The 11,950-nt window shown below is 72.1% G+C and carries 7 protein-coding genes; 2 read left to right on the top strand and 5 right to left on the bottom strand.

Annotated features, from left to right (window positions below):
• Positions 1-15: 15 nt before the first annotated feature.
• From VMF70_01990 to VMF70_01980, 3 genes are all read right to left on the bottom strand, one after another.
• Positions 16-1,353 (bottom strand): TolC family protein, encoded by a 1,338-nt coding sequence (locus tag VMF70_01990; protein HTT66777.1) that lies wholly within the window; start codon positions 1,351-1,353, stop codon positions 16-18.
• Between the two features lie 200 nt (positions 1,354-1,553).
• Entirely contained in the window at positions 1,554-2,255 is a 702-nt protein-coding gene (locus VMF70_01985; GenBank protein HTT66776.1) for a hypothetical protein, read from the bottom strand.
• Entirely contained in the window at positions 2,252-2,986 is a 735-nt protein-coding gene (locus tag VMF70_01980) for a creatininase family protein (GenBank protein HTT66775.1), read from the bottom strand. Before VMF70_01980 ends, VMF70_01985 begins: the two co-directional genes overlap by 4 nt.
• Positions 2,987-3,001: 15 nt before the next feature.
• Between VMF70_01980 and VMF70_01975 the strand changes: the two genes are divergently transcribed.
• Positions 3,002-6,718, top strand: a complete 3,717-nt coding sequence (locus tag VMF70_01975) for a HAMP domain-containing sensor histidine kinase (protein HTT66774.1) — start codon at positions 3,002-3,004, stop codon at positions 6,716-6,718.
• On the opposite strand, the gene VMF70_01970 is transcribed toward VMF70_01975, so the two are convergent.
• On the bottom strand, positions 6,675-7,868 hold the full coding sequence (locus VMF70_01970; GenBank protein HTT66773.1) for an ATP-binding protein: 1,194 nt from the start codon (positions 7,866-7,868) through the stop codon (positions 6,675-6,677). The genes VMF70_01975 and VMF70_01970 overlap by 44 nt on opposite strands.
• Before the next feature lie 425 nt (positions 7,869-8,293).
• Here VMF70_01970 and VMF70_01965 point away from each other — a divergent pair, with 425 nt between their 5' ends.
• Positions 8,294-8,812, top strand: a complete 519-nt coding sequence (locus VMF70_01965) for a hypothetical protein (GenBank protein HTT66772.1) — start codon at positions 8,294-8,296, stop codon at positions 8,810-8,812.
• 75 nt (positions 8,813-8,887) lie between these two features.
• On the opposite strand, the gene VMF70_01960 is transcribed toward VMF70_01965, so the two are convergent.
• The gene (locus VMF70_01960; protein ID HTT66771.1) at positions 8,888-11,947 is read right to left on the bottom strand and encodes a BamA/TamA family outer membrane protein; all 3,060 of its coding nucleotides are present in this window, start codon (positions 11,945-11,947) and stop codon (positions 8,888-8,890) included.
• Between the last annotated feature and the right edge of the window lie 3 nt (positions 11,948-11,950).

The raw sequence follows: 11,950 nt of genomic DNA, 5'->3' as shown, positions 1-11,950 counted from the left end.
TTCCGGTCCGATCTCCTAGCGAAGAGGCTGCCCGACCGCCTGCTCCAGCGCGGCGATCGCCTTGTGATAGTCGTAGACGGAGGTGACGTAGTCGACGCCGGCCTGCTCCGACGCGACGCGCGCGTCCAGCAGCTCGATGATCGAGCCCGAGCCCACCCGGTAGCGCTCGGTGGCCAGCGATAGCGCCTCGTCCGCCGCCGTGCGGTTGTTCGCCCGCACCGCGATGGTGCGGTAGGCCGTCAGCAGCGCCAGGTACGCCGCGCTCACGCTCTCCCGGACCAGCAGCTCCTGCTGCCGGATGGAGTACTGGAGATCCTGGCGGGCCGCCCGCGCCTGCGACACCTGGGAGTGACGGGAGAATGCGTCGAAGATCGGCAGCGAGAGGCCCAGCCGCACGTTCCAGGGATTGGTCCCGGTGGTCTTGGTGACGATGGTGTCGGGACCAAACGGCATAGGAACCACGGTCCCCGAATCCGCCTGCGTGTACACCCGCTGGGTGAACTTGCCGTAGCTGGCCGAGAACTGCAGCGCCGGAAGGTACGAGGAGTACGCCCCTCGAACGTTCCAGTTGGCCGCCCCCTCCCGCGCCCGAAACGAAAGCAGGATCGGGTTCTCCCGGAGCGCCAGATTCACCAGCGAGTCCTCGCTGTACGCGGGCTCGACCACGGGGAACGTGTCCGTCGGGACCACGTTCGGCGGCTCGGGCGCAGGCACGCCGAGCAACTGGTAGAGCTTGAGCACCTCGTTCTGGACGTTCTGCTGGGACTGGAGCAACGAGACGTCGGCATTGCCCTTGGCGACCTGCGCCGTCCGCACGTCGATCATCGTCTTCTGGCCGACGTTGTACTGCGCCTGCGCCAGATTCAGCACTTCCTGGGCCCGCGCCACCACGTGCTGGGCCAGGTCGGCCTGGGCCCGGGCCTCGAGCAGGTTGATGTACTCCTGCTTCACGGCTGTCTCGAGCAGGGTGCGCTGGCCGGCAATGTCCTGGTCCGCCGCCCGCAGCGAGGCCGCGTAGTAGCCGCGGTTCGCGATCGAGCTGCCGGAGAGCTGGTAGAAGATGCTGAGGTTCCAGCTCAACGCCTGGGTGCGATTCAACGGGTATTGGAGCCCGGAGCCAAGGTTGACGAGGCCGGCCTGCGTCCAGGAGGAACCGCCACCGACGCTCGCGGTCGGCGTGAACAGCGACACGGTCGAGTTGAGGGCCTGGGCCGCCGCTGGATACCGATCGCTCACCTTGGTCAGATAGGCCGGGTTGTTCTGCCGCGCGATCTCCAACGCGTCGGCCAACGACAGCTTCCGCGCCGGCGCCTCCTGCGCGTAGCCGATCGCCGCCACCATGGTCAGAATCACCAGCCATCCGAGAATCAGTCGAGCCCGCATGTTCGCCCCTGGATTGGTCTTATCACTGCGCCCCATACGTCACGGCGTCACCGCGAGTTTCATCCTCTACGCGCCGCGGCCGAACGGGCTACGGGGCAACCTAGACCGATGTTGACCGTGGTCAAGTATCGAAGCACGGCAACCCGTGCCGAATTGTCGTATTGGCCCAGCTAGCGCGGAGGCAGGCTCAGGCGCGTGGCGGTGATGGACCTGGCAGGCACGGCGACCTTGAGCAGGCTGCCCGTCGGCGAGAACCAGAACTCGCGCGTCTCGCCGCCGGCGAGGGTGAGCACGTAGCGCCGGGCGAGGGCCGTGTGGCCGCCCACGACCAGCGTGTCGTCGCCGGCCCCGCGGACCTCGCCGGCCTCGACCCGGGTCTGGCGGGGCCGCAGCAGGCTCACCGGCCGCGGCGCGTCGCCGTCGGGCCGCGGCAGAAAGTAGAACTGGTCGAAGCCGTCGTCGTCGAGGACCACCGCGCCGGCGGGAACCGCGAACTCGCGGACGACCTCGCCGGTCTGCGTGACGATCCGGACCGCGAACCGGCCGCGGCCGGCCTGGCCGCTGAGTCGCTCCGCGATCCGGCCGCCCACGGTCACGTCCGCCTGATAGGAGACGGGCACGTGGTCGTTGGTCAGCTCGAGTGCGAGGCGGACCTCGCGGTCGCGGTAGCGATCGGTCGCCACGGCGCGGATGCCCGGTCGGCCCTGGCGGCCCGGGGTGGCCTGGATGACGAATTCCTCGCGGCCGATCTCGGCGTCCTCGTGCGCGATCAGGAAGATGCCCTGATCGAGCACCTCCTGGGCGTGCGCGGCCGGCGGGGCGAGCCCCGGCAGCAGCGCGGCGCAGGCGGCGAGGACGAGGCCCGCCCTCACGGCACCGCCTCGGCGGCCGGCGCCCGGCCGAGGACCCGCTCGGCGATGCGGTCCCGGATGAACTCGTAGATGGCCCGTCCGGCCTCGGCGCTGGCCCGCGTGGGCGCGCCGATGGTGCCCTGGGAGGCGGCAGGCAGGTACATCATCGTGCCCCGGCGGTAGCGCCGCCGCGCCGTCTCCGGCAAGATACAGTCGCGGGCGAGGTCCATCCGCACCAGCTGCGGCGCGAGGTAGAGCATGAGCGACGTGTCGATCTCCCCGCCGTGGATGGGCCCCTCGGCGGTATCGGCCACGGCGGCCAGGTCGATGGCGAAGACGTCGACGACGCGGACGCGCGAGCGGACCGTCACGACGGTCGCGAGCGCCTCCTGGTGGGGTGCGTGGCCGTGCGCGGTCAGCACCAGGAACTCCTCGACGCCGCTCCCCTCCCAGTCCTGCAGGAGATCGTTGAGCCAGCGGCGCAGGGTCTTGCGCCGCACCGACGCGCTGCCGGGCAGGACCTCGGGCGTGACCGCGTTCACGCCGTACTCGATCGTGGGGGCCCGCACGATCCGGAACTCGGCCGAGAGGTCGTCGGCGAGCCGTTCGACGATGAACGCGTCGCTGCCGAGCGGGAGGTGCGGGCCGTGCTGCTCGCAGGTCCCGGCCGGCACGATGAGGCGCGGGTTCGCCGCGATGGCGAGGGCGACCTCGTCCGGCGTCATCTCCTTGAGGCGGAGCGGAGTGCTCACCTGAGGCGGCCGCGCGTGGTGTGGCTCGCGGCCGTGGCGGGGGCCGCCGCGCTCGGCGCCGAATGGACGCGGGCGCCCGGGTGGATCCTGGCCGCCGGCCTGGCGGCGCTGGCGGTGCTCGCCCTGGCCTCGGCCTGGCTCGACGAGCGCCGGGCGCCGGGGTGGGGCGTGCGGATGACCGGCGCGCTGCTCGCCGCGGCGCTCGCCGTGGCGGCCACGAGCTCCGTGTGGCAGCTGGCCCGGCTGCGCGACTCGTGGCCGAAGGTGCGGGAGGAGACGGTCACGCGTGCGTCGGCGCAGCTCCAGGACGATCTCGGCGCCGCGTTCGGCGAGGTGCGGCGGCTGGCGGATCGCGCGGCCACGCTGGTCGGCCTCACGGGCGGACCGGCATTCCAGCGGCTCCGGGGCCTGATCCGCGAGCGCGAGCCGGCCCGCGGTGTCGTGCTGTTCGACGCCGTCGGTCGGCCGACGGCGTGGGCCGGGACGGTGCGCGTCACGTTCAGTCCGGCGGGGCCGGAGCTGTCAACGGTCACGACACCATTCTACCTGTGGCTCGTGGCGCGACGCCAGGCGCACGGCGGGACGGCGGTGGCGGCGGTGCTGCTGGCGCGCGCGTCGTATGCGCCGAAGGCGGGTGTGGCGCTGACCGACCGGTTCGCGGATCAGACCGGCGCGGGGCTGCACTTCTACCCGCCGGGTGGCGCGCTGACGGATTCGGACGTGTTCGACTACGTGCTGCCGAGAGCGTTGGCCGGCGGCGACACGTTGTTCACGGTGCAGCCCGTGCCGCCCGAGCAGGATGCGGCGCTGGCGGACGCGCTCGCGGCGGCGCGGCGCCCGGTGCTCTGGATCCTGGCGGCCCTGCTCCTCGCCGGCATCCTCGGCGCGGTGCGCGCCGGGATGCCGGTGGCCGGCGCGGTCGCGACGGCCGCGGCCGCCGCGCTGTGCGTGGCCCGCGCCCCGCTCGGCGAGGCGTTCGGACCCGACAGCATCTTCTCCTCGGCGACCTACTACCAGGACGTGCTCGGCCCGTTCTCGCGCTCGGCAGGCAGCGTCATCCTCACGAGCTTCGTCGTCGCGCTCGCGGCCGGCGCGCTGTGGCGGCGCGGGCTCAGGCCGGTGCTGCCGAGCCGGGTCGCGGCGCTCGCCGTCACCGTGCTCGCTCCCTACCTGCTGCAGGACCTCGCGCGCGGCATCACGCCGCCCGCGGCCGGCGTGACGCTGGGCCTGTGGCTGACCTGGCAGGTGGCGCTGGTGCTGTCCGCGTCGGCCGTGGTGCTCACGGCCGCGGCGCTGGTGCGAGGCCCGGTGGCGCCCGCCCGGGCGGGCGCGTGGCCCCTGCTGGCGTCGGCGCTGGCGATCGGGCTCGCGGTGGCCGGCCTGTTCCTGTGGGAACCGCGCGGCGCCTGGCCCGAGTGGTATCCGTACCTGTGGCTGCCCGCGCTGCTGGTGGCGATCCGCCCGATGCCGTTCCGCAGCACCATCGCGACCGTGGCTGTGGTCGCGGGCTCCTCAGCGGCGCTCCTGGAGTGGGGCACGACCACCGGCAGCCGCATCTCGCTCGCCACGCAGGACATGGAGGGGCTCGGCAACAAGCCCGATCCGCTGAAGGTCGCGCTGCTCGACCGGCTGGTCCGGGGCACGCCGCCGACCATCGCCCCCGAGTCGGCGGGCGATCTCTACCTGCTGTGGCGGCGGACCGACCTGGCGGCCCACGACTACCCCGCGGCGCTGTCGCTGTGGTCTCCGGCAGCCGAGCGGATGGTGCAGGTGGATCTCGCCCAGCTCGACCTGCCGGCCGAGCTGGTGCAGACGCAGGTGCGGGACGCGCTGGATCAGCGGCGGCCCCTGGTGCAGTCCTACCTCCGGCGCGAGGGCCTGTACGGGCTCGCCACCATCCCGCTGGCGGACGGGCGCGTCGTCGCCGTCGCCGCGGGCACGCGATCCAGCCTCGTCGCCCCGAGCCGCGCGGCGCGCTTCCTGGCGGGCGCCGGGGAGGAGCCCGAGCCCCCGTACCGGCTCACGCTCTCCCCGCTGGAGCCCGGGGGGCCGGCCGTCAGGCCCGCGGCGTGGGAGCGGTCGGGCTGGACGATCCGCGGCGACCGCGCGGTCGAGCTGCCCGGCGGCTTCCGGCACGTGCACGCACAGGTGGACCTGGGCGGACTGTCGGCGCTGCTGCAACGGGGGCTGCTGCTGCTGGTGCTGGACTTCGGCGTGCTGGCGGCGCTGTGGCTGGTGGTCGACGTCGTGGGCGGGCGATTCGGGCCCAACGTCGCGCGCTGGCTGCCGCGGGCGCGCCGCTCGCTCCGCGCCCGGCTGACCGTGAGCCTCGCGGCGTTCTTCGTGCTGCCGACGGTGGCGCTCGCGCTGTGGAGCTACTCGCGCCAGGGCGAGGAGTTCCGCCACTCGCGCGAGCTGCTGATCGGCCGCACCCTGCAGGACGCGGCGGCCGCGCTCGAGAGCGACACGATACCGGACGCGGAGGAGGTCACGACCATCGCGCAGCGCGTGGACGCGGAGCTGGTGTTGAGCCACGGCGGCGCGCTCGAGGCCAGCTCCGCGCCGGTGCTGGCGGACCTGGGCCTGGTGGACTGGCTGGTGCCGCCGGAGGCGTTCACGCGGCTGGCGCTGGGCGACTACCTCGAGGTGACGCGCAAGCAGGACGATACGCCGCAACCGGTGCTGGTCGGCTATCACCTCCTCCAGAGGTCCGCCGACGAATCGGAGACGGCGATCCTCGCCTCGCCGCAGCTGCTCAGTGACCCGGCCCTGAGCGGCCGGGAGGAGGATCTCGGCATCGCGGTGCTGGTGGCGGCGGTGCTGGGCATCGTCGCGGCGCTGGTGCTCTCGGGCCTGGCGGCGCGCGCGCTCGCCCGGCCGATCGGCCATCTGACGCGCGCGGCGCTCCGCGCGGGCAGCGGCGAGCCCCCGAGCCCGGCAGCCGGCGCGATGCCGAGCGAGCTGGAGCCCGTGTACCGGGCCATCGAGCAGACGGCCGCCGACGTGGAGCGGGGGCAGGAGGCACAACGCGTGCTCGCGTGGGGCGAGATGGCGCGTCAGGTCGCCCACGAGATCAAGAACCCGCTCACCCCGATCCGGCTCGGCGTCCAGCACCTGATGCGGCTGAGGCGGGAGCGTCCAGCGGAGCTGGGCGGCGTGCTCGACGTGACGGGCCAGCGCATCCTGGCGGAAATCGACCGCCTGGACGCGATCGCCAGGGCCTTCAGCCGCTTCGCGCTCCCGTCGGCCGAGCGGCCGCCGGTCGAGGTGGTGAACGCCGGGGACGTGATCCGCGAGGTGGTCGGCCTCTACCGGCTGGGCGATTCGCCGGTGACCTGGGACGTGGAGGCCGATGAGGGGGTCGCGGTCGTGGCCCGCCGCGACGAGCTGGCGGAGGTGCTGGTGAACCTGTTGGAGAACGCGCGCGACGCGGGCGCCACCCGGGTCACGATCCGCTCGCGGCGCGGCGCGCGCGGGACGGCGCAAGCCCGGGCTGGCGGCGGCGTGCGGATCGAGGTGCGGGACGACGGGAAGGGGATTCCGGCCGAGGCGCTGCCGCGCGTGTTCGAGCCGCGCTTCAGTACGACGACCAGCGGGAGCGGCCTGGGCCTCGCGATCGCGAAACGGCTGGTGGAGGGCTGGGGCGGCACGATCGGCATCGCCAGCGAGCTGGGTGCCGGCACGACGGTCAGCCTGTCATTGGCTGGTCCAGCACCTCCCTCACCCGCCTGAGCAGCTCAGTGATCGTCCACGGCTTGGCGATGAACGGCAGGCCGGGATCGAGGGCCCTGGTCTCCTGCGCGTCCCGCGCGGTGTACCCGCTGGTGAACAGCACTCTCACCTGCTTGCCTGCTTCGCGCAGCGCGCGCGCCAGCTGCGGGCCACCCAGGGTGGGCATCACCACGTCGGCGACGATCAGGGCGATCTCCGTCTCGTGCCGGCCGAACAGATCGAGCGCCTCGGCTCCGTTCGCTGCCTCGAGCACCCGGTACCCGTGCTTCTCGAGCACGCGCCGGGCAGCCCGGCGCAGGGCGTCCTCGTCCTCCGCCAGGAGAATGGTTTCGGTGCCCCGCAGCTGTGCGGTGCCGCCCTCCGGCGAGACGCGGTGCGCCGCACGCTCGGCCTCGGGCAGCAGCACGCGCACCGTGGTGCCGCTCCCGGGCGTGCTGCGCACCTCCACGAACCCGTCGTGCTGGCGCACCAGGCCGTACACCATCGCCAGTCCGAGACCGGTACCGGCGTCCACCGCCTTGGTGGTGAAGAAGGGCTCGAACAGGTGGCGCTGGGTCTCCCGATCCATCCCCACGCCGGTGTCCGCCACGCTCAGCACCGCGTAGCGTCCCGGTGTGCCCCAGCCGCCCGCGGCGCACGCCGCCGCCGTCAGCTCCTCGTGCGACGCGCTGATGACCAGCGTTCCCTCGCCCGGCATCGCGTCGCGCGCGTTCGTCGCCAGGTTGATCAGGATCTGCTCCACCGCCACCGGATCGGCCCGCGCCACGCAGCCGGGCTCGTCCACTTCGACCTGAAGCTCGATGTCCGCCGGCAGCAGGCGGCGCAGGACGACCGCCGTATCCTGCAGCAGCGCGTCGAGCTCGACCGGCTGCAGGTCGAGGCGCTGCCGGCGCGCGAAGGCGAGCAGCTTGCGGATCAGCTCGCTGCCGCGCCGGCTGGCAGCCTTGATGGTCTCGAGATCGCTCAGGATCGTGGAGTCGCCGATCAGGTCGCTCCCGATCAGGTCCGCGGTGGTCAGGATCGTGGTCAGCAGGTTGTTGAAATCGTGCGCCATCCCTCCGGCGAGCTGGCTGAGGGCTTCCATCTTCTCGGCCTGCCGCAGCCGCTGCTCGAGCGCATCCCGCTCGGCGGCGTCCGCACCCACGCCCACCGGGCCCACGGGCGGGGTGGCGTCCCGCGGTGGACGTTCTCGACGCGGACTCTTCTTCGGCGGTCTCCTGCTCATCGAACCCCGGGCTGAGCATCCGTCCAAGGCACGTGCAAGGCTCGTGCGCGGCGGGCGAGCGGCCGGACCGGGAGCCGTGTGGGCATCCCCAACCTCACGTATGTCATTGTCATGGAAGTGGTTAACCGACGGTGACCGCAACTCGGCCCTCTCTCCGGGCGCGTCCCGTGGTGCCGGTGTGGTGCGAGAGGCGCAGCTGCGACGTGGCGATCGGCCACGCGCCTGCAGCCCGCCGCTCTGGCCCGGCGAACCACACCACGGGTGCTGGGGTGGCTGGCTACCTTGAATCGCGTGCGGGGTAGACGGTGAGGCAGTCGCCGAGTATCGTCGCGGGCCGGAGGATCGAACCCATGCGTTCCATCCGCTCCAAGCTCGCAGGCGCGCTCGCCGCGATGGCGCTCACCGCGCTCATCGCCCATCCGTCGTTCGCGCAACAGCCGCCTTCCGCACCTCCACCCGAGTACGGGAGCCCGACGCCGGCGGCCGAGCTGGGTGCCCGGGCCGGCTACGACTGGGGCCTCGCGGCATTCAGCGCCGGGGTCCAGCTGCAGGTGCCGGTGATCCCGGGCTTCGCCCTCGTGCCGAGCGTCGACTGCTTCCTGCACACGCCGTTTCCGCAGTGGCAGCTGAACCTCGACGCCTCGTTTCGCCTGGGGTTGTACGGCGGGCTCTACGGCGGGGCCGGCTTGGGCATCACGCACCGCGACCTGGGGACGGTGCGCTCGCGCAGCGGACTCAACGTGTTCGTGGGATTCTCGCCGCCGCGTCTGGCACGGCGAGCGCCGGCGCCTTTCGTCCAGGCGCGCTGGCTGCTGGTCGGGAACCGCAGTCCGTTCGCGGTGGTGGCGGGAGTGAGCGTGGCGTTGTAGAAGCCGGCGTTGGGGATTGGGGGTTGGCGTGTGTGGCCCGAAACCCCAACCCCCAAACCCCGACCCCCGGCTCGTTCAGAACCCCGGCGTCAAGCCGAACTGCCACAGCCATCCCTTGCCGGGGCGGTCGAAGGGCCGCACGTAGTCCACCTCGATGACGGCGAAGCCGAACAGGTTCACGCGCATTGCCGCGCCGGCGCTGGTGACCGCCTTGCGCGAGCCCCCGAAGATGCTCGGGGTCTGGCCCTGGTGCCACGCCACGCCACCGTCGCCGAAGATGGCGGCCTCGATCGGGAACGCGCCGTAGTAGCCGTGGCCGAGGCCGAGCACGCCGAGGAGCGGGAAGCGCAGCTCGAGGTTGCCGACCAGCAGCCGGGTGCCCACCAGCTGGTCGTAGACCGGGCACGGATCGGTCGCCGTCGCCACGCACTCCGAGGCGTCGAACGAGTTGTAGTCGTAGCCGCGGACCAGGCCCTGGTAGCCCATGAACAGCGGGTACATGTGCAGGCTGTCCTCGGAGTCGCGGCCGTATCGTCCGTAGTGCATCAGCCGGGCCGCGATGGTGAATGGCCGGGCGGGCATGAAGTAGTCCCGGTAGTCGGCCAGCACGCTGTAGAACTGCAGCGAGCCGACGGTGGGGTCCACCTCGACCCGGTAGCGCTTGCCGAGAATGGGGCTGGTCGCGCCGAAGAACGAGTTGTCGTACACCAGGGCCGCGCCCGCCGTGGCCATCGTCACGGAGGGCGGGGCGCTCAAGTTCTGGGTGACGTCGTAGAACAGGGCGCCGGTGACGGGCGAGAAGGCCTGGGTCTCCGCCTGGGCGTCGAAGGCGATGTTGCGGACACCGGTCTGGAGCTCGACGCGCTGCACGTCGCTCAACGGGTACGCCACGAGGAAGTCGGCTTCGCGGTTGATCTCCCGGTACACCACCAGCTGCTGGTAGGCGGTGTCGCCGAGCGCGGAGACGCCGTAGCTGTAGCCGCCCTGGACGTACGGAATCTGCTGCACGGCGACGGCCCAGTTGAGGCGGTGCGCGGTGTTCTGGTACGCCACCAGGCCGGCGAGGTTCTTGAAGTTGCCCTCGACCTGCAGCATCGTCGCGAGGTTCCGGTCACCGAGCATGTCGCTCCAGTACAGCGTGACGCCGCCGGCCACGAAGGTGCCGAACCGGTCGGCGCCGACCGCGAGGCTGGGCTGGGCGACGTAGTCCAGGCCCAGCCGGGGCCGGTAGCTGGTCACGGTCTCGGTGCTGGCGTACTTCTCACCGATGGTCGAGTCGGCGAGCAGCGTCAGCAGCTCGCTGCGCGGCCGGGCCTGCGGCGGGAGCATCGCAGGCGTCGGCGAGGTCGTCGCCGTGAGCGGCGCACCGGCGAGCGCGGCGGCGGAGTCGGCGGCGTAGACGGCGTACCGGCCGTGCTCGTACACGCTGTAGACGACGCGGCCGCTGGTGTGGGCGACCGACAGCGCCGGACTGAGCGAGGTGATGCCGGTCACGCCGGTCAGCAGGTTGGTGACCTGGCTCTGCCGCCCGGTGGCCACGTCGAGCTTGTAGATGTTCGTGATCCCGGTGCGGTCCGACAGGAAGTAGATGCTCGCCCCGTCGGGCGACCACTGGGGATCGATGTTCTTGCCGTCCGGGAAGCTCGGCAGCGGCGTGATGGAGTCGGTGAACGGATCCATCAGGGCGAGCCGGTAGTTGCCCGGCACCAGGGTCCTCAAGTCGGTCGAGAAGCGATCGGTCACGAAGGCGAGCTTCCGGCCGTCCGGCGACCAGGCCGGCTCGAGGTCGGCGTAGGCGTCGTGCGTGAGCTGGCGCAGGCTGTCGGTCTCGAGGTCGTAGAGGTACAGGTCGGTGAGGCCGCCGCTGAGCGCGGCGAAGGCGACGTACCGGCCGTCGGGCGACCACGACGGGTGGAGAATCTCCCCGAGATTGGGGAAGGTGATCTCGCGGGCGACGCGGCCGCTCTGCACCTCGAGCAGGTCCAGCACGGGGCGGCCGCGGGACTGGGCCGAGAAGACGAACCGGTCGCCCGTGCCGTCGAACGAGCCGGCCGAGTTGATGAACTCGAGGCTCGAGAGGTGCGGATCCACGGCGGTCCTGGTGACCCGCTGCAGGACCCGGCCGGTGCGGGCGTCGGCCATGTACATCTCGATGGAAAACAGATCGCGCGCCGAGTAGAAGACGATGCGCGACCCGTCGGGGCTCACCACCGGCCCGACGTTCAGGCCGCTCGCCTGGTCCCGCCCCGCGATCAGCCGCTCGCCGTAGTGCGACGGCGAATCCGTCTGCGCCACCAGCGGCTGGTACGTCTTGCGGAGATCGGCCTGCCAGGCCGAGTCGAGCTGGTTGCCCGACATCCCCGTCTCCCGCAGGAACGCCTGGTCGATGTCGGCCGCCTTGGTGGCCGACCGCAGCAGCCGTCCCACCGCTTCGTCGCCCCACCGCCCGGCGATGTAGGCCCACAGCGCCTGGCCGTAGCGGTACGGAAAGAAGTTCGGGTCGTCGAGCTGGCGCCACTTGGGCAGCTTGGCGTTGAGGGCCGCGTCCCGCATCCACATCGCCGTGTGCGGATCCAGCGGTCCCAGGGAGACGTACTCCGCCATGCCCTCGATGAACCACAGCGGCATCTGGGTCGCGGCCGGCATCTGGCCCCCGCGCCCGCTGCCGGTAATGTCGTACTGGAAGGCGTGCACCAGCTCGTGACCGATGACGTGGTTCGTCTCGGCCAGCGAGCTTCCCAGCGGCAGCACGATCCGCCGCTTGATGGCCTCGGTGACGCCGCCCGTCCCCTCGCCCAGGTCGCCGGGAATGGCGTTGGTCTGCTGGAACGCCGCGGGGCTGGCGTAGAGGATCAGCGGCTGGCGCCCGCTGAGCTCGTGGTCGAACAGCTGCGACTCACGGGCGTACCAGCGCTCGGCGATCCGGGCCGCCTGGTCGGCGGCGCTCTGCTCCTCCGGATAGAAGTAGATGTCGAAGTGGTCGGTCCGCAGGACCTGGAAATGGAAGGTCTCGTACTGCACCTTGTTGCGGCCGAAATACTGGGCCCGGCCGACCGAGGGACCGAAGGCGAGGCCTCCGAGGGCCAGCGCCAGGAGGGCGCCGGCGCGCGCCGGGTACGACAACCGAGGGGTCATGGT

Source organism: Gemmatimonadales bacterium, assembly GCA_035502185.1.
Taxonomy (GTDB): Bacteria; Gemmatimonadota; Gemmatimonadetes; order Gemmatimonadales; family JACORV01; genus Fen-1245.
This window is presented reverse-complemented; position numbering and strand designations above follow the sequence as displayed.